This is a genomic window from bacterium, assembly GCA_030648955.1.
In the GTDB taxonomy this organism is placed as follows: Bacteria; Patescibacteriota; Minisyncoccia; order Phycocordibacterales; family JAUSHB01; genus JAUSHB01.
Window position 1 is genome coordinate 1 of record JAUSHB010000010.1, and the last position, 21,611, is coordinate 21,611.

General features: G+C 37.2%; 23 protein-coding genes. 4 read left to right on the forward strand and 19 right to left on the reverse strand.

All coding sequences use genetic code 11. From position 1 onward, the window contains the following. The 7 genes from Q7S11_01745 to Q7S11_01775 form a co-directional block, all read right to left on the reverse strand. Positions 1–1,611, reverse strand: a 1,611-nt coding sequence (locus Q7S11_01745) for an ATP-binding protein (protein ID MDO8572475.1), incomplete at its 3' end; no start/stop codon positions are given. A 188-nt stretch (positions 1,612–1,799) separates the two neighbouring features. Continuing rightward, positions 1,800–3,104, reverse strand: coding sequence for a hypothetical protein (locus Q7S11_01750; GenBank protein MDO8572476.1), 1,305 nt, complete (start codon positions 3,102–3,104; stop codon positions 1,800–1,802). A gap of 23 nt (positions 3,105–3,127) precedes the next feature. Then, positions 3,128–3,715 carry a hypothetical protein gene (locus tag Q7S11_01755; protein ID MDO8572477.1) on the reverse strand — a complete coding sequence of 196 codons (588 nt, stop codon included), beginning with the start codon at positions 3,713–3,715 and terminating at the stop codon, positions 3,128–3,130. A gap of 6 nt (positions 3,716–3,721) precedes the next feature. Beyond that, a complete protein-coding gene (locus tag Q7S11_01760; protein MDO8572478.1) occupies positions 3,722–3,916 on the reverse strand; it encodes a hypothetical protein in 195 nt (64 codons plus the stop codon). A gap of 79 nt (positions 3,917–3,995) precedes the next feature. Beyond that, on the reverse strand, positions 3,996–4,220 hold the full coding sequence (locus Q7S11_01765) for a hypothetical protein (protein MDO8572479.1): 225 nt from the start codon (positions 4,218–4,220) through the stop codon (positions 3,996–3,998). 218 nt (positions 4,221–4,438) lie between these two features. Then, positions 4,439–5,023 (reverse strand): DUF4254 domain-containing protein, encoded by a 585-nt coding sequence (locus tag Q7S11_01770; protein MDO8572480.1) that lies wholly within the window; start codon positions 5,021–5,023, stop codon positions 4,439–4,441. Positions 5,024–5,025: 2 nt separating this feature from the next. Beyond that, positions 5,026–5,784 carry a polysaccharide pyruvyl transferase family protein gene (locus Q7S11_01775; protein ID MDO8572481.1) on the reverse strand — a complete coding sequence of 253 codons (759 nt, stop codon included), beginning with the start codon at positions 5,782–5,784 and terminating at the stop codon, positions 5,026–5,028. Between the two features lie 33 nt (positions 5,785–5,817). Between Q7S11_01775 and Q7S11_01780 the strand changes: the two genes are divergently transcribed. After that, positions 5,818–7,407: a carbamoyltransferase C-terminal domain-containing protein gene (locus Q7S11_01780; protein MDO8572482.1), complete on the forward strand. Its 1,590-nt coding sequence runs from the start codon at positions 5,818–5,820 to the stop codon at positions 7,405–7,407. Positions 7,408–7,436: 29 nt separating this feature from the next. On the opposite strand, the gene Q7S11_01785 is transcribed toward Q7S11_01780, so the two are convergent. From Q7S11_01785 to Q7S11_01815, 7 genes are all read right to left on the reverse strand, one after another. After that, positions 7,437–8,462, reverse strand: coding sequence for a methyltransferase domain-containing protein (locus Q7S11_01785; protein MDO8572483.1), 1,026 nt, complete (start codon positions 8,460–8,462; stop codon positions 7,437–7,439). Then, positions 8,459–10,153, reverse strand: a complete 1,695-nt coding sequence (locus Q7S11_01790) for a glycosyltransferase family 2 protein (protein ID MDO8572484.1) — start codon at positions 10,151–10,153, stop codon at positions 8,459–8,461. Before Q7S11_01790 ends, Q7S11_01785 begins: the two co-directional genes overlap by 4 nt. Before the next feature lie 39 nt (positions 10,154–10,192). Next, entirely contained in the window at positions 10,193–10,942 is a 750-nt protein-coding gene (locus tag Q7S11_01795) for a hypothetical protein (protein MDO8572485.1), read from the reverse strand. Further along, a complete protein-coding gene (locus Q7S11_01800) occupies positions 10,939–12,225 on the reverse strand; it encodes a glycosyltransferase (GenBank protein MDO8572486.1) in 1,287 nt (428 codons plus the stop codon). Before Q7S11_01800 ends, Q7S11_01795 begins: the two co-directional genes overlap by 4 nt. Before the next feature lie 156 nt (positions 12,226–12,381). Beyond that, positions 12,382–14,022: an ATP-binding protein gene (locus tag Q7S11_01805; protein MDO8572487.1), complete on the reverse strand. Its 1,641-nt coding sequence runs from the start codon at positions 14,020–14,022 to the stop codon at positions 12,382–12,384. 2 nt (positions 14,023–14,024) lie between these two features. Then, positions 14,025–14,813 (reverse strand): hypothetical protein, encoded by a 789-nt coding sequence (locus tag Q7S11_01810; protein MDO8572488.1) that lies wholly within the window; start codon positions 14,811–14,813, stop codon positions 14,025–14,027. 188 nt (positions 14,814–15,001) lie between these two features. Further along, on the reverse strand, positions 15,002–15,193 hold the full coding sequence (locus tag Q7S11_01815; protein ID MDO8572489.1) for a hypothetical protein: 192 nt from the start codon (positions 15,191–15,193) through the stop codon (positions 15,002–15,004). Positions 15,194–15,273: 80 nt separating this feature from the next. Between Q7S11_01815 and Q7S11_01820 the strand changes: the two genes are divergently transcribed. After that, positions 15,274–16,140, forward strand: coding sequence for a methyltransferase domain-containing protein (locus Q7S11_01820; protein ID MDO8572490.1), 867 nt, complete (start codon positions 15,274–15,276; stop codon positions 16,138–16,140). Between the two features lie 45 nt (positions 16,141–16,185). On the opposite strand, the gene Q7S11_01825 is transcribed toward Q7S11_01820, so the two are convergent. Then, positions 16,186–16,452, reverse strand: coding sequence for a hypothetical protein (locus Q7S11_01825; GenBank protein MDO8572491.1), 267 nt, complete (start codon positions 16,450–16,452; stop codon positions 16,186–16,188). Positions 16,453–16,587: 135 nt separating this feature from the next. After that, on the reverse strand, positions 16,588–17,793 hold the full coding sequence (bioF, locus tag Q7S11_01830; protein ID MDO8572492.1) for an 8-amino-7-oxononanoate synthase: 1,206 nt from the start codon (positions 17,791–17,793) through the stop codon (positions 16,588–16,590). Positions 17,794–17,953: 160 nt separating this feature from the next. Between bioF and Q7S11_01835 the strand changes: the two genes are divergently transcribed. Further along, positions 17,954–18,385, forward strand: coding sequence for a GNAT family N-acetyltransferase (locus Q7S11_01835; protein MDO8572493.1), 432 nt, complete (start codon positions 17,954–17,956; stop codon positions 18,383–18,385). Here the strand turns inward: Q7S11_01835 and Q7S11_01840 are convergent. After that, on the reverse strand, positions 18,382–18,552 hold the full coding sequence (locus tag Q7S11_01840; GenBank protein MDO8572494.1) for a hypothetical protein: 171 nt from the start codon (positions 18,550–18,552) through the stop codon (positions 18,382–18,384). The genes Q7S11_01835 and Q7S11_01840 overlap by 4 nt on opposite strands. 52 nt (positions 18,553–18,604) lie before the next feature. Between Q7S11_01840 and Q7S11_01845 the strand changes: the two genes are divergently transcribed. Then, entirely contained in the window at positions 18,605–19,195 is a 591-nt protein-coding gene (locus tag Q7S11_01845; protein MDO8572495.1) for a methyltransferase domain-containing protein, read from the forward strand. Positions 19,196–19,350: 155 nt separating this feature from the next. Here Q7S11_01845 and Q7S11_01850 read toward each other — a convergent pair whose 3' ends face one another. Both Q7S11_01850 and Q7S11_01855 read right to left on the reverse strand, forming a co-directional pair. Next, complete coding sequence (locus Q7S11_01850; GenBank protein MDO8572496.1) at positions 19,351–21,384, reverse strand: prolyl oligopeptidase family serine peptidase; 2,034 nt, start codon at positions 21,382–21,384, stop codon at positions 19,351–19,353. A 3-nt stretch (positions 21,385–21,387) separates the two neighbouring features. Further along, positions 21,388–21,603: a ribbon-helix-helix domain-containing protein gene (locus tag Q7S11_01855; protein ID MDO8572497.1), complete on the reverse strand. Its 216-nt coding sequence runs from the start codon at positions 21,601–21,603 to the stop codon at positions 21,388–21,390. Between the last annotated feature and the right edge of the window lie 8 nt (positions 21,604–21,611).

Sequence of the window (21,611 nt, forward strand, 5' to 3'; positions counted from 1 at the left end):
CGAGCCCTTTCCGAGTCCTTCTGACTCTGCCCAGATTCGGCCATTGTGTTTTTTGAGTATTTCTTTTGCAACATACAAACCAAGACCCGATCCGTCGGTATAAAGTTTACTAACCCCTTCTGCTCGGCTAAATTTATTAAATATTTTTTCCTGTGTTTCAGTATCCATTCCAATACCGGTATCATTAACAGACAACTGAAGATAGGTCTGTCCTTTGTGTTCAGTGTGTACAATCATGACGCGAACACTGCCTTTGGGGGTATATTTAATAGAGTTGTCAATGAGATTGGTAATGACCTGCCGAAGTTTCCCTGTATCTCCAGCAATGACGCTTCCTTCGGGACTTACGCCATCCCCTATAAAATGAAGTTCGAGACCAGAACGCAAGGCCGAAGGAGATAATTCTTCAACGACATCGCTCAAGAGTTTCTTCAAATTGACTGCGGTAAATTGATACGCCATCTCCCCTTGCTCGATCTGCGTTATGTTAAGAAAATCTTCGATGATGGTGACGAGTCGCTTACTGGATTCAAATATTTTTTCCATAGCTTCTTTCACATCCTTGCCAAGCTCACCGCCAAATGATCCTTCAAGCAACATCGAAGCATACCCTTTGATAGCAGTGAGCGGGTCACGAAGGTGATGAGACGCAATGGAGAGAAATTCTGATTTGCGTCTATCAAGTGATTGAAGCTCTTGATTTGCGTATGCAAGATCATTGAGAAGTCTTTCGACCTCTTCTTTTGCTTCGACCTCATTACGCACACTTCGTATGAGAAAAACGCTTGAAAACACCACAAAGAGTGTGATGCCAAGCTTAGTAATAAAGTCCGCTATCGAAGTCGTAATAAGGATCTCAATGACAAGCGTCATAATAATGAGAGACGCAAACAGCTCCGTCGCAATCAGTTTCAAATTCCAAAAATTGTATTTTATAATGAGATACCCCACCATAAGAAATGTAAAAACCAAGATGATGGGACCAATCCAAAAATATTTAAAAATACCCGCATTGGGCAAAAAGAGATTTGTCGAAAGCGTAAATATAATTGCGGTAACGGTACTTAAAAGAATATCCCGGAGCTCAACTTTAAAAATACCCGCGCCTTCATGATATCGCTTTATCATGACTCCAATGCTCGCGATAAGATACCCGATGATATACGCAACGTAGAGTGGGAACCATTTTCCAAATGCAATTGTTTTTGCCACACCATCAAATCCATCCTTATTCTTGAGGATAAAATCAGGAATAAGAAGACCGGTAACAATAAAAATAAATGGTGCCCAAACAAGAATTTTCTTGAAACGTGAAAGTTTTATGCGTTCTGTGGCGAGTGCGATTGAAAAAAATAGGAGTGCGAGGGGGATAATTGCAGCGGTAATATACACGAGTATCAGAAGATATTTTTCCAAAAATTGATTATGGGTAATTTCAAAAAAACCGAGCGTAACACTCCATAGGGATGCAGATAGGGACAGAAGAAAAAATAAGTAGTTACTTTTTTTCTCTCTATCGCGCGTGAAAACAATGACCCCCGTAATCAACATGACAAAACCCGCGATAAACGTTACCGTACTTCCCGTGTTTGATATAATTTCCAGTTGCATAATAATTATTGACCACTTGACATGAACGAGCTATTTTGTTTTATGTATATATATTGTACAGTAAAAATCAATCCATCAAAACACACTTGCCTGGGAAACGCAAAAAGTACGATAAATCCTTGCCATGCAAAAAAAACACCCCCTCGTGAAAGCCCGAGGGGGTGTGGAATAAAATAACACAAAAGAAATTAGAATTGACCGAACGTTATGTTTGGTGTTTGACTGGGAACAACTTCCCGAATATCAAACGTGAACCCATTCTGCTGATCCCCCATAACAATAATATCGGCGACGGGGACAGGACTGTTATTCCCCGAACTGCCGAGTGCAGTGGGTAATTCCCGTGTGAAAGTGCGGACAGAAAGTCCTGCTTTCACTTGTATCTGTGCAGTTTCAGGGGAAATTCCGTCGAAATAGTTTACCCCGATGCGATAAATTCCTGCCTGAAGAGTCCCGCATGAAACTGTATAATGCTCTGGACCATACTGCTCCCTATCATCCACATCCAGTTTTCCCGCAATGCCCACCATATTCCAATAAAACACATGAGCGCCGATGACACCGAGGTCTTCAAATGCATGGAGGTCCACATCGGGTTGAGTTCCCCACGTGAGTGTTGCGGTGATTGCGCCTGGTTGGGCGAGTTCTGGGGGTTGTACCAACTCCTGCAATATTGCGACGATATCGTTGAGGATTTTTGTCTCACTTGGACTATCCGGATAGAGATAAGTCTCCACAAAGAAATGCCGTAGCGGGTCAACAATCGGAAACGGGAAGTTGGTCACGTTTGCCGGAAGCGGTTGAGCCGCGCCAATAACCGACACCAACCGAACCGCATTGATTACTGCATCCTCCGCAAGGGTTGAGTAAGGACCTCTGCCGCCAACAAAACTTGCAGGATTAGCCACTGAGACAATTCCAAAACTTCTTGTTTGGATTGGACTGGGGCCGTTGTAGAGAATATCACTCACTTTATTTGCCCCGAAGTTTCCCTGGGAATGCGCAACGACAACGACAATTCTTCCTTCAAGAATTGCGGTGCGATATACCTGAAGGTGATCGCTTATATCATGGGCATCAAGATAGCTTACTGGGTCGATTGCCACAAGGTGCTCTTTCATTGTTTCCTGAAGCCAATCAGGTAATGGATCTAAATTGCTCATCCACCGCCAGAACTGCGTGACATAACTGTCGTTAGCAATCTTTTGCTTCACCGCCTCATAGACATCAACAAGTCCGCCTACTGAGGTGTTATAGGCAATCTTAAACTCCAGTAATGCAAATTGATCCGGAGAAAGAATTACCTTTAATCTGTCCTCGATTTCTCCCCGTGATTGATTAGCGTTGTACAGATTACTTAATACACCGTTGCCAAACACCACAAGAATCTTTTTCTGCGATTGGTTCGCGCAGAAAAGATTTTGTGCATATGTGGGATATTGCAGGTGAACGCAGAAAAGTACAACAAGGAACAGCCTCGCAAAGAATTTCATGGGTCATACCTCCATCGTTATGACTAGTTGGGGAGAGAATCAGGGGTAAATGTACAAGCAGTTTTTCGTTGGTCGTACGGAGTACCAGCAAACGATTGTCCACCAATTTGACGATCAAACGCTTCGAATGCCTTATGTCGTGCATCGGTATTAATGAACATTGATACGAATGAATTTTCCACCTTTGAAGCATCTTGTGGGCTGATATAGCGCAAACAATCACCCGCACGTGTAATCTCATCCCCGTGGTTGATTGATTTTACTTTGTCATTTGCGTCAAGCAAAGCATTCTGCAGTACTCTTGCTTCTTGAAACAACGCCTCCCGCGTCTTTTCAGAATCTTGATGATTGATCAGGATGTAATTATAGATGTCGTCGCGTATACCTTTGGAGTTTGTAATGATACCCGGAATTGTCGCCTTACCAGCTTCACCTGGATCAGGAACGAGACCTGGAATTTCCGTGGTATTTGTGTTGCTTGTTGAAGAATCGCTTTGATTCCCGTCTTTACTCCAAGGTGTTTTACACCCCGTAAGTCCGCAGGAAACAAGAACAAGGACGACAAGTGCGCCCCCGGCTACGATAAATTTCTTTACATCGCCGGGGTTCATAAAAATTTAGAAATTATACTTTCGCATCGCCTTGGCAGATAATATATCCCATGCATGAAGTTCGCTTTGTAAATTTACTAAATCTTCAAAGTTGCCCATGTAACTTGAAATAGCACGCTTAAGAACCTCATTTTCTGTCACGCCGAGTTTTTTTGAAGCGATACGAATTTGTTTTTGTAGTTTTTTATCAAGTATTTCCATACTTTTATCCTAACATAGCGCGTAATGGAGAGCAAATAATTAATTATATACGTTATAGCCAAGAGCTAATGGTCAATTGTTAATCCCCCAATCTCACATCCCTCTCCATTCCGGAAGTTCGACAAAAAACGTCGGTCACACATAATTTTCTGCCTGCCCGCGCCGCAGAGAGATGCGCACGGCAGGCGGGCTGAAAATTTACGCGACCCCGGCTCGCACTGTCGTGCTCCGCCCTTGCGGAAGCTACGCACACTCGCTTCCTCACCTTTGCCCACTCCTTGAGATTGCGCCCAGATATTTCCATTGTGCGCCTTCACGATTTGATGGGAAACATAGAGACCCCAACCCGGGGTCTCACGCATCAATATTTCGACTCCTACCTGAAGAGAGGTCGCGTGCTATTTAGACAGTATTTACTCATACCTCAATCATACCACGATAAGAAATTCGGTGAAGATTACTGTCGTGATTTAAAAGAACGTGCATTTTTGAGTCCTTATTGTGAAAGAGACCTTCTTTTTATTAACGATGATCTTGCTTTATAATTCTGATATATTTTTTAACCCTTTCGTCATTATAAATCTTAATAGGTTGTTGTATTTCAAAAATTGCTTTTCCATTTTTTATTCTTATCAAGTATAAATCCAAAAAATTGCCAAGATTCTCCATTTGTCCTGAAATCAATTTTCCCTTATTTATATAATCTTGCTTTAGATCTTCTTCCTTAATAACTGATATTAATTTTTTAATGACCGATAATTTAATAAAAATAATGGCGAGCCTATCTATAATCATTCCTGGACTTTCACTATAAAATTTTTCTTGTGGACCAGTAGAAACATCAAACTCCTTTATAATTTCCATGTCGATGTCCTTAATTAGATCGTTTCTAATCTGATTATTCCTGTCTATTTCTTTTTTAGTACCAGAGACATGTTTATCCCCTAATTCAGGCAACCTCGCTAAGTCTTCCAGATCCCAAAGGGTGTGATTTGTTTTTATACTCAACCAGACAAGATATTCTATTTTTTCTTTATACTTAAACTCCCCACAAGGGTTCTTTACAAAATTAGAAAATATCTTTGCTATTATTTTAAAATTAAACATTTTTATTTATCATTAAGTTTTTCTTCAAAAGAAATGTTTGGAAATTCTTTAAGTGAGTAATCAAATACTGCTTTGTTTTTATAGTACGAGTTCGAAAACAACTTTACCTTTTTCCCTAATAATGTAGCACCAATAGCTATGTGCAATCTATCAGTATTTACTTGTTCGTATTTCTGTAAAATTCCAATCAACTCATCCAGTGGTTTAGTTGAGTATCCGTTAGATGATACATCATTATTTATCTCTGGGTGCCTATTCAATCCTGATTCCAGATCTGAACGGAATGCATTTAAAACACCCCTTCCTGCGGGGATCTGAGTAAACTCATTATAAAATGCGCAATCGTGCCATAGATATATTTCGCCGTCAGTTAGTTTATCTTCTAAGAATTTTGTAGAAATTTTTTCTCGGCAAAATATTACCAGCTTGCTGGTAATATTATTCAAAACCTCGATCTGCTTCTCGCCAAATATTGTGTGTGGAAGAATAACAATTTCATTGTATAAATCAGGCTTTTTAAGCAGGAAGTCTCTAATGTCAGAATAATAATCAACAAGATTACCTCCACCATCTATAAACAGTACGTCATTATACTTAGGCGAAGTAATATCTACATAGTGCTCTGAAATGTTAAGCGAAGAAATCAACCCCTTTGTTCCATGCCAGATAAGAGAATCGCCATAATTACCAGGAAATCGAAAGAAGTCGACATCAGTATATTCATACCTACTTAGGTATTTCTTTAAATCAAACTCTTTCATAATTAATTATTCTGATATATTATACCAGAATATATGAATGAACAGCTATTTTGTGCTATAGCATACAATGTACACGACTCCTCCGTTTCCTTTGCGGTTAATGATCGTGTTGTACTTGTTTTAGAGGCGGAAAGGATTTTTAGAATAAAGAAAAAAGGATTCAATAATAAAAAAGAGGTGGAATATTTAATCCAGTACGGATTATCCTATCTAAAAAAGGGTGTGAAAGATATCACTTACTGGTCAATGACCACACTTCAAAACCCCCTCTTAGAAAAAGAGGATGTTTTTAATTTACAAACAGGATTACCAAGAGACCCTCATTGGAAAAAAGTTAAGATACTGGGTAAAAAGAGAGACGTGCTCATTGTAAATCATCATCTAGCTCACGCGGCAACGTATTTAATGTCTGATTTTAAAGATGCGGTTATTGTTACGTGTGATGGTGGTGGTGATTATAATGAATTAAACAAAAAAGGAGAATGCGTTGGGGCCTATTTGGGCAAAGAGAATCAAATAAAAAGAACGAATATCGATATAGGTAGTATGATAAATGGAAAATTTTATGGTGCCTGTTCATATTTTTTATACAATGAGGTTCATTGCGAAGGTAAAATGATGGCTCTAGCTGCTTATGGCACTCCTAAAACAGAAATGACCGACAAACTTGAAAGCGTTATGTCTGAATTAGGGGAGGCTTTTTATCAGGACAGTGTTGAGATTCTAAAAAAACTTTTCCCCGACATAGAAGGAGGGAATGTTTCTATTTATAATAAAAGTGTTGTTGATTTTAGTGCTTCGGTCCAAAAATTTTTTTCTGAGCATAGAGTCAAAGATGTAGCCGGTGTTCTTAAGCATATAGGCAAAGAAAGCAACAATTTAGTAATGGCTGGTGGGGCGTGTTTAAATTTAGATGTAAATAGCGAGATTTTAAAAAATTTTCCGAACATGCGTCATTTTATCGCATCTTGTTGCGACGACACAGGCCAATCATTAGGAGCTATATGCATCTTAATAAATGAAGTGCTTAAAGTACGTCCATTTGTTAACCTTCCATATCTAGGTACGGGAGAAAAACAATTCACATATACTTCTGATTCTATTGATAAAGCTGTAGATATACTTTTGAAAGACGGTGTGGTGATTTTGCACAATGGCCAAGCTGAAGTCGGTCCAAGGGCATTAGGAAATAGGTCGCTTATTACCCGTCCAGATAAGATTGCTGTAAAACAAAAATTAAGTGAAAAAATAAAACAAAGAGAAAGTTATCGGCCGGTAGCACCTGTTGTGCTTGAGGAAAAAGTACATGAGTATTTCATGGGGCCAGCAATTTCACCTTTTATGTTGTATAAATATGATATCGTTAAGTCTGCGCAAGAAAAAATAAAAGGTGGAATCCACCACGATGGCAGCGCCAGGGTTCAGACCATCAATAGAAAAACAAACCCTTTTCTTTATGACCTAATAAAAAGTTTTGGGGACAAAACGGGAATTTACGTATTATTAAATACATCCTTAAATCTAAAAGGGGATCCCGTAGCAAATAGTATCGAGGATACTCTGGGTATATATGATAAAATTAAAGGACCAAAACTCATGCTATATAACGGCAACATACAGTAACCGAGTCCTTACTGAATTTCTAACTCTTATTAAAATCTACACACAAAAATTTTTGGACGAAGATACGCATCCACTGCCGTTATAAACTTTAATTCTAATGTCTTTATTATTTTAAACTTTGATTCTGAGATAATTTTTTCTAAAATTTCATGCTCGCTTGTATATATCACCAATCTTCCGTCAGGATTTAATATTTCTTGACTATACTCAATAAAACTTTGATATAAATTTTCAAGATCCTCACCTTTTGATACAGACATCCCGAAAGGCAAATCAGACGTAATCGCATCAAATTTTCCCAAATCAGGTTTATCGAAAATATCCATTTCCTTGATTTGTATCTTTTTAATCAATCCTGCTTTTTTTATATTCTGTATAGCCAAAGAAAGGTGCTTTTTATTATTATCAAAACCAACTAGCTGTCCTAGATATGGATAACATTGAGCGGCTTCAATAAGCAGTGTTGCGCTACCAGAAAAAACATTTAAATATTTTTTTGCCTTATCTAATACACAGAAAGAATTTACTGCATAGGCAATCGTAGGATCCATTCCCCCGCTCATATTTCGTACCTTATAGTCTCTGACAGACAACGGGCGTGGAGTAATTTGAATACCTATTTCCCATATGACATCTGGCTTCACAATATGTATTTTCATATCAGCTTCTTCTTTCTCAAAAAGTCCGTATGTTTCTTGTATATATCTAGCGATACTTCTAACTTCAGAGGAATCTGACCCTGCACAAGTTATCTTGAAACTTTTAAACTGTTCATTGTTTCCACTGAGAACAATTTCTATAAGATTACCCAAGATTGATTTATGGTTAGAAATGTAAGAGGGGTGACACTTACTATCTTGTACTGTAATATATGCCCGAGTAACACTTCTCAGTTGCTTAATATCTACTAAATAATCTTTAGCAAACTCGAGATATATCGAGTCAATATCTTCTTTGATAATATGAAAATTAGAATTCTTTTTTATTTCACCCAGTACCACATCTCTCAAACCCATGATGTAAGCTAATTTTATTTGTGGTTCTAATGCATTCATACGTTTGATTTAATTTTACCAAAAACATCAGCGACCTTTATTCTGTCCATGCAAAATTCCTCACAGCAATCTATTTCTTCTTTTCTTGAATTATGTTTGCAGAGCTTATGTCTATTTTTATCATAAATTGGCACTGCATATTCAGATAAACGTAAGTATTCGGGACGTGTTGCTCCAAAAATAATAAATGATTTCTTATAAAAACTTTGGGCAACTACTATTGGCCCAGAATCATTTCCAACAATAAACTCGCAATGCCTGATAAGAGACACCATTTCGTCAAACAAGTAATGGTTCTCGAGCATCACACACCTAATACCGTATTCAGTCTCAAGCAATTTTGATAGCTCGATAAATTTTTCGTACCCCCAACCCCTTTTCTTCTCTTCCCACGAACTAGAAAAGGGGGATAGTAGAATATATTTGTCTTCAATGATGTTCTTCCATTCCTGATTCAAGGCAGGAATGTCTGTGATGGTCACATCTCCAAAGCCAACTGACTCCATATATCCTTGTATATATGTTTTACTGTTATCACTAAGTTCATACACTAATTTTAGTGTCACATCACAATCAATATCCCCTGAAACAACTTTATCGTACCCATAAAACTTATGGTAGGTGCTAAATATCAAATCCGCATCTTTTATTTCCGTAGCTAAACATACTTTATCAATATACTTAGAAAGAAACCTTGCAACAGGTTCAGACATGACAACATCCCCCAAATGACCGCTTCGCACCAAACAAACTGACTTAATTTTTCCACTCTTCACCTTTTTTCGAAAATACTTTCCATACCAGATCGCTAGTGTGGTATCATAAATAATTCTTTCATCAGGTATAACTGTTCCCCAAAACGTTCTGTGCTCAGAAAACCATCTTTTGTTAATTTCGTTTATATTATTCTTAAACTCTTCAACGTACCCTCTGATTGTTTGAATTCGTTCCATCCAAGGAGAACCCGGGTCAGAGGTTGAATCACTTTCAAAGGTTGCCAACTTTTCCCATTTTTTATAAATATCTTCAGCTTTCCCCCTGAACTCAAAGTGCAATAATTTTGCCTCATCCACTGGAACAATGAAAGGATTCCGATGGTATATACCGAAAAATTCTCTGTTATTTCCCGTTTCCACGTAGTGACCTCCGACAACAATCTCCATATTATCGTGGTTTTTAACGATAGCCTTTCTAAAATGGCCGTACTCTTGCCAATCTTTTTCTGGCCATGGATAATAATATTTTGTTGTATCAATAGGATTAGTTGGCGAAGATGTATAATCAGAAAAAGTGTAATCAAATAATGCATTAGCCCAACCAATAGTTGCATACGGAATATTATTATTTTCCAGACGTTCCACAAAATCGTGAACAGTATCATCGTTTATAGAAAGAAACTCATCAACATCCAAGAAAATAAACCAATCAATTTTGTAATTGAACTTCGCATGATTAAGAAGTTTATTAGCAATTTTTGCATGGTCAAAAATCGGATCTTTTTCTTCGATCACGATAACCTTAGGATTATCTTTATATGAATTAAGTATTTCTTTCGTATTATCTATTGAATAATGATCAGCTACAAATATGTAGTCAAAACCAAGATCAAGATGATATGAAATATTTAAATCAATATATGACTCCTCATCCCTAACAGACATAAGAATCGCAACCGTTTTACCATTTTGCATGTGACAATAATAGCATTTATAGTCTGATTTTGAAACTGATCATTTGATTAACTTATCGAGGAAGTTTTTGAATTTATAGAACGCCGGATGGTCTGGATAGACTGCGTGGAATAAGGTTACATTCTCAAGATCTTCAACATCCGTGTTCTCGTTTTCTCCGATAAGCATATACGTGTCTTTTGGTAACACATACAATTCTCCCCTAACAAAATTGTTCGTTAATGCAATCGCTAGTGCACCCTGCTCATCGTGGTGAGTTTGTTCGACCTCTTTTATATTCTCCTTCCACCATTCGAACTCTTTTTTTAAATCGTTCGATATATCATGCCCCGCTTTTTGTACAAAAAACCCCGCGTTTACAAAAGGTGTTTCAGGTGTCGCCCTTTTACTCATCGCCCCGTGTTGCCATGATTGACCGAGAAACTCATCTGTGATGGCAAATTTCTCTTTTGGATTAGATAAGAAAGAATCTATCTCTTTGGGATATTTTAATAAAAAGACATCTGAGTCTATATAAAATTCCGTCTGATTAATATCAAGTCTCGATGATGGACACCACTTCATCCATGTAGCTTTAGAGGTTACACAAAATAACGAGTATTCGTCTGTCGGAAATTGCCTAATATCTATGTTTTCATCAAAGTACTTGGAAACATACTCCTTATTATCAGTATAAATTATGTATTTATGATTATTCCCAAATTGTTTTTTAAAGGTGAGAACGCTATAACGAAGTAATTCGACATTCCTAGCTATATAATTTCCCCAAATTGACCAGCGAAAAATCATATGTCTACGATATTATTTTTAATAAACTTTTCTAAAATTTTAGGGAAATCAAATTTATTAATTGTTTCTTTGTTCCTATTTATAATTTCTCTTCTACTTTTATAATCCATGGTGATAGCTTCAATTATTTTTTGTGCAAACAACTCTGTATTTCTAGGATCAACATACATAGATTCGCTACGAGCAAACGCATCGACAGCACCATCTACATCGCTAATAATAGTGATGTAATTCATTCCGTTTGAAAAAAGTTTCGCTTCTATTGAAGTATGTGGGAATGGATCCATAATTGAGGGTATGCATACCAAATCAGTATTCTCTGTTCTCAATACGGTTTTCCATATTTCGGGATTAAAATCGTCTATTACCACATATCTTGATGTTTCAGATAAGATTTCTTGAACTTCAGAAAAATAATTCGGCTCACCGGAGTTGTTGGGTATTTGCAAAATTAAATAATGACTAGGCAGTTGTTTGTATACCTTCACCCATGCTCTTGCGAGTTCCTTAAAACCTTTAGCAACAGAGCAGCGACCCCAAGCAAAAATCAATTTGTTATCTTTTCCAATCTCTATACCAAACTTTTTCAGATCTTGATTTACAAATTTCTTGCCCAAATAATCCAAATATCTATCAAAAAATAAACCGTTCTGTAAGAAATCCTCCTCCCTAAAAGATAAGCCGTAATCTTCAGACATTCTCTCTGCAAACCTTTTACCCAAAGCAACAACTTTTGAGTTTTTATCTTTTGAAATCAGGTCGAAACATTTTTGCTCTACTCTTATGCGGTTACTCCTCCATTCTTGATCTCCAAAAGCATGATTTTTACCAGTACTTAGAGGAAAGTAAAAACACTTAATATTCTTATCGTTTACCAAATCTTTATATTTAGCAAAAAACAAAAAAGGTGTGTCATTTAAAAGAATATGATTTTCTTCATTTGGATTCAAAATTAGATTGAGAGCAGTAACCAAGGAAACACAAGCATAATTCCACTCATTAAAACTTCTCCACATATCCCACTCACTTTGTCCCTTAGTGGTATTACATAATGGAATCATGTGTCCGCCAGTTTTTGTAACCAATGTTGAAGCCATATCAAAGCACTGTTTATTAAATACTCTGGATTGTTTATCAACATTTATATATGCAATACTAACCTTAAGTTTTAGATCATTCGATGATTCATCAAGTGCGTCTACGATATTTTTTGCGATAGTACCAACCCCTGAATAATGCGTACCAATACCATCGTAAGTTGCTATTACTAAATGCTTTCTCATGTTTATCTTTATATAAAAACAATATCTCCGACCTTGACCTTAAGAACATCTGCTACCGAAGAAATATTTGCAGCTATCTCAAGGTGTTTTTGTTCCATTGATACCACAATAATTCTACGCTCGACATTGCACACTACCCAAGTTCATACGAATTATTTATTTAATATCAACCCTCCATTCCGGAAGTTCGACAAAAAACGTTGAACCCTTGCCCACTCCTTGAGATTGCGCCCAAATATTTCCATTGTGCGCCTTCACGATTTGATGGGAAACATAAAGTCCGAGTCCGCCCGGACTCATCCCGATTTTTCCTTTTCTGTTTGAGCTTATTTCCTCATCAAAGCGTTTAAACAAATGGAGGATCGTGTTGAAATCCATTCCCACTCCGGTATCAGATACAGCAATACGTATTTTTTTTGTTTCTTCATTGCGTGAAAGAAGTATGCGAATAAAACCATAGTTGGTAAACTTGATTGCGTTATCTATAACATTGATAAACACTTGCTTCAGTTTTAAAATATCTCCCCGAACAACGTATGAATTTTCACTTTCAACTTGAAATGATATCATGGGACCCTTATCATGCGCATCAATCTCAAGTTCTTTAACTACCCCCCCGACAAGAACTCTTAGATCAACAGAGCTAAAATCAAACTGCATTTTACCCCGTTCAATACGCGAGACGGTAAGAAAATCCTCGACAAGAGAAACGAGTCGTTGGCTCGATCTGAATAATTTTTCAACAGCCTCCCGCGCCTGCTGATTGAGTGCTCCAAACGACCCTTCAAGAATCATTGATGCATATCCTTTGATGGCGGTAAGTGGCGTGCGGAGTTGGTGCGATGCGATGGACACGAATTCTGACTTCTGTTGTTCCATCTGCCGTAAATGGTCGTTGGCTTTCGCCAAATCTTTCACCAGTCCCTCAATCCGCTCGCGAGTTTGCACTTCTTTAATAATGGTACGAATAAGTAACACACCGAAAATAATTGCAAAAAGAAGAAGGAAGCCATTGATTATCTTATCCGTAAAGCTTTCTGTTGTGAGTACTTGAAAAAGTATGAGGAGCCAGATAAAAAATGTAAGAGTTTCAACTGTGATAACTTTAATATCAAAAAGATGATATCGCGTTATCGCAGCTGCGATAATGATAGGATAAATTGCAAAAAGTATCACCCCATATGGCTGAATGGAAATTCCTATTGTTGGAAGAAATGTCATGCCGCCGCCCGCGAATCCTAAAATTGCAGATACAAGAATATATTTAATTTGAATAGCCTTAACACCATCACTATTTTTTAATTCCTTATATAAAATAAATAAGGAATATAAAATAACTAAACTAAAATACGAAAAAAATAAATAATATCCGAATCCTGCTATTGCATAATATTTGAAAACATATTTCTCAACCATCGCACTTTCAAAAATCCCCGGGAAATACAGCCAGCCAAGCAAGTTAAGCACCCACACAACAGCACTGAAAAAATAGGTAACTAAAATAATTATTTTAGTTTTGCTATTCTTTATATCCAAAAAAGCATACACAAAATGCAACCAAAAAGCAGGGAGCAAAACGGAGCCGCTTTCCATAAACCAACGCCAAAATAATGCGGACTCTTCTGTGGAAGAAAGAGTTAAGAAATAAAAGCCAATACTCCAAATTGATCCGCAGAGTGATAAAAAGGCAAATCTCTTTCTTATGATTTTATCTTGCCCCTTAAAAATAATCGCAAGCGCAATAAGCGCAGAAGAAATTGCTCCGAGGAGAAAACTGGTCTGATAGTAAAACAACATGCTCAAATTTTATAAGGTTGTGATAGGACTTCTGTTGCCTGACGATAGTGCATATGTTTAAGAGGCTTGTCACTTAGCATTAAGTTCTTAAAATACGTATTCGATATTTCATGATTACCAAAATTATATTCGTTATTTTTTGCACCTAAATTTCGTTCGGCAACATAGGCATCAACAACCATCTCAACTTTATGTAGCTCATTATTGTTAGCAAAAAAGGTATTATATTTTTTATCCTGCATTGGATGATATGTTTTGAACCCCTCCATTTTCATTGAAAATATCTGTTCTTCTGCACTATACGCATTTATTTTTACAAACGATTTATCGTTTTCAATATCGATGGTAACTTTCTTATTAAACGTAGGGTATCCAAAAACATCTTTGGAATGTTGTATGCCGAGATCAGTGTTCATAATTAAAAGTAATGTATAAAAACCAAAGTTAGAAAACAAAGAATCAAAAAGCAATGGCAAGATAGGTATTTTCTTATCTATTGTGGATGGAACTGATAATGCAATTTCTCTGTAAGGTCCGACCGGAGCGTCCATGTAGTCAAAAACCGTCACCGCAAGTATGGCCACACCCGGAAAGATTTTCATCGGAAAGATTCTTTTATTCCCGATAAGTTGTTCTACCTTAGTGTAGGATGCAGGGAAAAAAGACATGGTTGCGGAAACTTTTCCGTAGACGGCGGGTACGTCTATCTCTACACCAGAAACATTTACAGAATATAATTTACTGATTTTTGGTCTCCTCAATATTAAACCCTGCTTATCTGTAAAACTCATATTTGTTAAATTACGACAAAATTTTTAACTTTCTTCCGATTGACTTACAACATTATAAAAATCTGGTTGATTTTCATCATCATAGTATGCTTGATGGGTATATATAAGTATACCACTGAGTATGAGAGATGGTAAAAAAATAAAGGGGACTACGTTTGTAGTCCCCTTTTCACACTGCTGGTCATCGGTTAGATGTCCAGTTTGCCCTCCTTAGATCCCTTGACGAGAACCCGGAATTGGTCTTTTGACATTGCGATCGTATTGCCGAAGTCGTCGGTGACAACCACTTGCTTACCCGGATCAGCTGCGTCATCAAGATAGACTTCCGGACATTCCGGATCTTCGTGTGGGCATAATGTTATAAGGTGCTTTTTGCTCATAAATGGCCTCCATTAAAGAGCTGGGTGTTGTCAAGACAATCTTAACAACTTCATTATTATATTTCCAAATATTGCATAAAATGTCAAGTTCTTGTACACTAAGTGCATTAAAATCTCATGTTAAACATCTGGGACTCGTGCCTATAAAAAAAACATTAAAAAAAGACGGATTTAATAAGGACTATATTAAACTCGTCTATTCAACACTTCCCCAGAAACTTGCCGACCAGCAAGTTTCTTTCATAATCAAAAAATTTAAGTTAAAGAAAGGTATGAAAATTCTTGATGTTGGATGCGGTAATGGTAGACACTCTTTAGAGTTTGCACGGGAAGGATACTCAGTGACAGGAATTGATTCTTCGAAAGATTTGATTGTGCTTGCAAAGAGGAATGCCCGAAAAGAAAAACTAACTATTAAATTTACCCAAAAAGATATGCTGTCACTTCCCTTTATTGAAGAATTTGACGCAGTTATAAGTATATTTTCATTTGGTTTTCTTACTAAAAGAGACAATCATAAAATTGCAGTGGGAAAGCTTGCCCGTTCACTGAAAAAGGGAGGAAGGCTAATACTAGCAACAGGAAATTCTTTATTAAAAATTAAAAACGCAAGAAAGAATTGGATAAAAAATAAAAAGACTAGCTTAATTACAAATATCTCAAAAAAAATATTAGGCGATGGAATAGTAACTACCACAAAAGAAGTAGTTGATATTGTGTCAATGAAACAAGTGGTTGAGAGCACGTGGAAAGAAGGCGGGAAGATACATGTGCTAATGTCAACGATGCATCTTTTTACGCCCAATGAGATAAAAAAAATATTAACTGAGAGTGGATTACGTGTCGTGGGCATGTGGAGTGATTTTGATAATTCTCATTTCTCACATAATTCTAAAAAACTTATTATTTCAGCAATTAAAAAAGAGTTGCCAGATAATATTAAATAAAGGGGACTACGTTTGTAGTCCCCTTTTCACACTGCTGGTCATCGGTTAGATGTCCAGCTTGCCCTCCTTAGATCCCTTGACGAGAACCCGGAATTGGTCTTTTGACATTGCGATCGTATTGCCGAAGTCGTCGGTGACAACCACTTGCTTTGTAGACTCTGCAGTGTTGTCCGTGAAAATCTGTGGGCAACCATCGCACTTATCACCACATAAGGTCATGACAAGTTGCTTTTCTTTGCTATTCATATAAAGAACCTCGCTTTGATCTGTTACCAGGACAATCCCAGCAACCCTATTTTTAATGTACAGCATGAAAAAATTATGTCAACAGGCAATGGAAAATGGGCGTACGTATGGAAAAAACAATTTAAAAAGGATAGCCGTAGAAATACTTTCGGTCGTAAAGAAGGAGGCGAGACTTGTGGATACAATAAAAATCTATCGTCGTTACGACAAAATTTTTAATTCCTTTCCAATTAATTCACAACACTTTATAAGATACGCGATTTGATCATTTGAATGTGTTGACATAACTGTTAATCTAAGTCTTGCTCGATGTTTAGGAACCGCGGGCCATCTTACACAAGGAGCGTAGATACCTTTATCAAGCAACATTCTCGAAAACTCAATTGCTTGTTCGTCTTCTCCTATTAACACAGGAACAATTTGAGTTTGACTCCCCAATGTATCAAAACCAAGTGTATTTAATTTTGCCCTTAAATCATCTGATTTTTTATTTAATAAAACCCTCAGATTAGGTTCTGATTCTATAACCTCTAGAGAAGTAATGAGTGAAGCTGACACAGCGGGCGGTAGAGCTGCTGAAAATATATATGGTCTGCTTGCTATTCTTAAATATTTGATTAAATTTTTACTTCCCACTACAAATCCGCCAACTGAAGATAGTGCCTTGCTATGTGTTCCCATTACAATATCAACATCAGTAGTTGGTTTTAAGTTAAAGTGCTCAAGTGTGCCGTGGCCATTTTTTCCAATCACTCCGGTGGCATGCGCTTCATCTACCATCAATAAAGAATTATATTTTTTGCATAAAGTTACTATTTTATCTAAGGGTGCTATATCACCCTCCATACTAAATACACCGTCAGTTACAACTAATTTTCTTCTGTGTTTAAATTTTTTGAGCTTCTTTTCTAAATCATTCATATCACAATGCTTATAGACGACGACTTTTTGTCCGCTCGCTTTTGCACCATCAACGATACTTGCATGATTCAAATCATCGCTTAGTATGACGCTTCTTCTCCTAAAAAAATCATATGGTCCAACCTTGAAGGGATTCATGACGGCGGAAATAACACCAAGATTCGTTTGATACCCCGTAGAAAAAACAATTGCGTCTTCTCCCCCTTTAAATTTAGCTATAGCTAGTTCATACTCTCTGTGTACCTGTAAATTTCCTGACAACATCCTAGAACCTCCTGACCCGACTCCGTATTTCTTTGTAGCTTCAATTGCGGCTGCAACAACTTTTGGGTGCGTAGCTAGTCCAAGATAGTTATTTGAAGAAAACATCAGTACCTTTTTTCCATTTATGATAACTTCTGGTTCCGCAGCCCCATCAATTACATGCAAATCGGGATAGAGATGGTGCTCCTCCACATACTGCATAATATCTTCGATACGTTTCATATACTTTTTGGACTATATTAAAACAGTCAAAATGAGTCTACTACACCCCCAGAATACCAAAAATCCCCCGATTTTTCAATGGGTTTGTGGGGATATTGAGTTTAAGCCCTTGCTTTTTATATTTCAGACCCCACATAATCAATATGTTATAATTAAACCTATGAAATTAGAAAATATAAAATACTCGACGGATATCAAAGAACTCCAAGGATGTAAATTAGGAATTTTTTTTGAAGGATGGGAAATTAAACCTTCAGATCAAGTATTTCGGGATTCATTGAAAAATTCATATAAGGTTATTTGTGCCATCGACACAGAAAAAAATATGATCATTGGCTACATAACCGCTATTTCAGATGGCGTACTAAGTTCTTATATCCCCTTTCTTGAAGTTGATAAGCGCTACCAAAAACAAGGTATAGGTAGTGCTCTATTTAAAAAAATGCTCGAAGAATTAGGTGAATTATACATGACCGACCTTGTTTGCGATGAAGAAAAAGCCGGCTTCTATGAGAAAGCCGGCATGATAAGATGGAACGCAATGATTATTCGTCGCTTTAAACACCAAGGTGGTGTTCGGCGCAAGGATTAAGCAGCTACTTGGAGTGCCTTTTCAGCGTCCTTGAGGGTAATGTCCCCGTTGGCGAGTAGGCGTGCAAAACTGAAGATGATGATTGATTCAAGCTGACTCTTGAACTCTTCTTCGTGGTTTTTGTGTTTTAGGCAACCTGAATTTGGAAGTCCTGCTTCCAAATTCACTCAAGTAGTTAAAAGCTTGAGGGACTTTTTTAAAAAATTATTAGTATATGATATGAATACATTTTTACATTCTCAAAATCCAAATATTAAACCGCTTGAATTTATTGAGAAAGTTCTTAGTTTTTGTGATACAGGAAATGCTTTAGATCTAGGTGCTGGAACAGGGAGAAATGCAATATTCCTTGCGAAAAAAGGATTTAAGGTTGTTGCACTTGATTTATCTGGACAATCTGTGGATGAACTTACTCAATACTCTGCGCGTGAAGGTTTGTCATTGAAAACTTTCGTGTATAATCTTGCCACAAATACACCTGATTTTTCAAATTACAACATAATTTTATTTACGTTTATACTCCATTATATTTCTAAGGAGAGAGGAGAAGAATTGATTGCTACTGCCCAAAAACAGGCTAACACGGGGACTATTCACGCGCTGGCTGTTATTACTACGGAAGGAGATTTTTTTGCTAAGGAAACCCAAAAGAAGAATTTTTATCTTGAACCGGGGAATCTTGCAAAAAAATATGAGAAAGAGGGGTGGACAGTATTATCGTCGTTTGAAGAAAATCGGGCTATGGCAATAAAGAATGCGGATGGAACTCAGATGAAAAATTTGGTGTCATTTTTGATTGCAAGAAAATAACAAAGGATAAGGAGGTCAGCAAGAGAGGTTTCACCTCCTTACAGCGTTTTACATAAAAATTTTAACAAAGAATCTTACCCCCAGAATACCAAAAATCCCCCGATTTTTCAATGGGTTTGTGGGGATATGTTACTTATTTAGAGCTGTGTCTGAATTTAAATTTTTAGATCTAAATTTTGAGCAAAAAACGTAAGCAAAAGAGTCTGACTTTCAACAATTTTCTTTATTGGCTTACCTGGACCATGCCCGGTTTCCATTTCTGTAAAAATCAGCACTGTGTTCTTTTTATTAACGGATTGTAGCATGGCGGTCATTTTTCGTGCATGAAGTGGATCGACACGAGTATCCTTACTTGCTGTTGTAAAAAGGAAGGAAGGATATTCAACTCCCTCTTTCACGTTGTGGTATGGACTCCACTTTAAAATTCTTTGCAGATCTTCTTTTACTTCGGGGTTACCGTATTCATGGACCCAACGAGATGCAATACCAAACAAGGGAAATCTAACCATATCAATTAATGGAACTCGAGAACAAACTGCTTTAAATAATTCTGGTCGCTGAACGGCAACCGCAGAAACCAATAAACCGCCGTTACTTCCTCCCAAAATACCAAGATGATCTCGGTCGGTATACTTTTCTTGAATAAGATATTCGGCGGCGGCAATAAAATCATCAAAAGAATTTTGTTTATTTTCTTTCATGCCATCTTTGTGCCATTTTTCACCAAATTCACCGCCACCTCGAATATTCGCAATAACATAAATGCCTCCACGCTCCATCCATGACACGAAGCCTCTCATAAACCCTGGTGTGTTGAGGTCTGCAAAACCACCGTACCCATAGAGGATAGTAGGATTAACTCCATCAACAGATATATTTTTCTTGTGAAAAATAAAAAGGGGTACTCTAGTTCCGTCTTTGGACTGATACCATTCCTGCTTGGTAACATAATCATTTGGGTTTATTGGGTTATCTGTTTTTCGGTATACCTCAAACTTATTTTCAATTGGAGAATATCGATATGTTATTTTAGGAAAAGTAAACGAATCAACGCCATAAAAAAACTCATCTTCTTCAATGTTCCTAGAAATTCCGGCGAGACTCGAATACGGAGGAAGTGGTATTTCGCCGATTTCTTTACCACTATGGTCAAACATTACCACCTTTGAACAAGCATCAACAAGATAAGTTACGATTATTTTAGTTTTTGTAGTAGTTTCTGACTGCAAAAGATATTTCCGCTCTGGAATTAATTCTTCCCAGTCTTCAGTCGGAGTAAATAGATTTATGATAGGAACCGAAAGGATTCTAAAATTATTTGCATTATAATTAGTACCTACAATTACTTTATCTTCTAAAAACTTGAGTGAAAATTTCGCAGGCATACCAACTACAAAAGGTTTTGTTTGCTTAGTATCCCTATCGTAAATATAAATATCGTTTTCAGTCCATGTTACCGCTGATGAAATTGCCAAATATCGTCCATCCATTGAAATAGTAATACCGAGCATATCATCTTTTGGACGATCTTTACCGAAAATAAGTTCATCGTTATTTGGATTATCACCAATTTTATGAAAATAGATTTTTGTATGAAGATGTTCCTCGTTTTTAGGAACAGTACCAGGTTCGGGGTTCTTCGTATAGAAAAAACCGGAGTCATCAGGAAGCCAACTTATTTGGGAATGTCTGCACCGAGGAATTTGTTCTGATAGATTTATACCAGTATCCACTCCCTTTATGTACATTATTGCCATCTCATCACCTCCCTGCGAAAGACCATATGCGAGATATTTACCAGTTCGAGATACCGACCAAAAAGCGATATTGATCGTATTGTCATCCCTCATCCCATTAGGATCTACAAGTTTAACGGGGTTGCCATTTATTCCAGTTCTCACATAAAGTGCGGATTGGTCCTCGTCCGGTTGGCGCTCGCTATAAAAATACTTTCCCCTAACAGGAATAGGATTTGAAAAATTAACAACCTTAAAATTCTTAACGAGTTCGTTAGAGAATATTTCAAAATTTTCATTTCGTAGGAAGGAATCAGTATAGGAATTTTGAGATTCAACCCATTCCTTTGTTTCAGAACTTTTTGCATCTTCAAGCCAACGGTATGGATCAGATATTGAAATGCCATTAATAGAATCAATGATGTTATCTTTTTTAGTTTGTGGAATTTTCATTGTTTAGCGCAGGTCCTTAAGCGAAGAAAGCTTCTTCCCTTTTCCGTGTTCAAATTGCTCTCGGTCTCTTTTTAGAGACGCAGTAAAATTTCGTGCTTTTTGCTCACGCAAAAGATGGCGAAAAAATTCACTCGTGGAAGAAAACCCCCCTATCCTCACCTCTTTTCGGATTTCTTTGGCGGTTATTTCGGGAACAGAAATATTAATGATGGTACGCATGATTGTGT

Coding starts and splice junctions, on each gene's coding strand:
- Q7S11_01770 (MDO8572480.1), bottom strand. CDS start 5,023: ATGTTTAATTTTAAAATAATAGCAAAGATATTTTCTAATTTTGTAAAG.
- Q7S11_01820 (MDO8572490.1), top strand. CDS start 15,274: ATGTCAAGTTCTTGTACACTAAGTGCATTAAAATCTCATGTTAAACAT.
- Q7S11_01845 (MDO8572495.1), top strand. CDS start 18,605: ATGAATACATTTTTACATTCTCAAAATCCAAATATTAAACCGCTTGAA.
- Q7S11_01795 (MDO8572485.1), bottom strand. CDS start 10,942: ATGATTTTTCGCTGGTCAATTTGGGGAAATTATATAGCTAGGAATGTC.
- Q7S11_01790 (MDO8572484.1), bottom strand. CDS start 10,153: ATGCAAAATGGTAAAACGGTTGCGATTCTTATGTCTGTTAGGGATGAG.
- Q7S11_01760 (MDO8572478.1), bottom strand. CDS start 3,916: ATGGAAATACTTGATAAAAAACTACAAAAACAAATTCGTATCGCTTCA.
- Q7S11_01855 (MDO8572497.1), bottom strand. CDS start 21,603: ATGCGTACCATCATTAATATTTCTGTTCCCGAAATAACCGCCAAAGAA.
- Q7S11_01825 (MDO8572491.1), bottom strand. CDS start 16,452: ATGCTGTACATTAAAAATAGGGTTGCTGGGATTGTCCTGGTAACAGAT.
- Q7S11_01785 (MDO8572483.1), bottom strand. CDS start 8,462: ATGAATGCATTAGAACCACAAATAAAATTAGCTTACATCATGGGTTTG.
- Q7S11_01805 (MDO8572487.1), bottom strand. CDS start 14,022: ATGTTGTTTTACTATCAGACCAGTTTTCTCCTCGGAGCAATTTCTTCT.
- Q7S11_01800 (MDO8572486.1), bottom strand. CDS start 12,225: ATGAGAAAGCATTTAGTAATAGCAACTTACGATGGTATTGGTACGCAT.
- Q7S11_01750 (MDO8572476.1), bottom strand. CDS start 3,104: ATGAAATTCTTTGCGAGGCTGTTCCTTGTTGTACTTTTCTGCGTTCAC.
- Q7S11_01780 (MDO8572482.1), top strand. CDS start 5,818: ATGAATGAACAGCTATTTTGTGCTATAGCATACAATGTACACGACTCC.
- Q7S11_01850 (MDO8572496.1), bottom strand. CDS start 21,384: ATGAAAATTCCACAAACTAAAAAAGATAACATCATTGATTCTATTAAT.
- Q7S11_01815 (MDO8572489.1), bottom strand. CDS start 15,193: ATGAGCAAAAAGCACCTTATAACATTATGCCCACACGAAGATCCGGAA.
- Q7S11_01835 (MDO8572493.1), top strand. CDS start 17,954: ATGAAATTAGAAAATATAAAATACTCGACGGATATCAAAGAACTCCAA.
- Q7S11_01775 (MDO8572481.1), bottom strand. CDS start 5,784: ATGAAAGAGTTTGATTTAAAGAAATACCTAAGTAGGTATGAATATACT.
- bioF (MDO8572492.1), bottom strand. CDS start 17,793: ATGAAACGTATCGAAGATATTATGCAGTATGTGGAGGAGCACCATCTC.
- Q7S11_01810 (MDO8572488.1), bottom strand. CDS start 14,813: ATGAGTTTTACAGATAAGCAGGGTTTAATATTGAGGAGACCAAAAATC.
- Q7S11_01765 (MDO8572479.1), bottom strand. CDS start 4,220: ATGGAAATATCTGGGCGCAATCTCAAGGAGTGGGCAAAGGTGAGGAAG.
- Q7S11_01755 (MDO8572477.1), bottom strand. CDS start 3,715: ATGAACCCCGGCGATGTAAAGAAATTTATCGTAGCCGGGGGCGCACTT.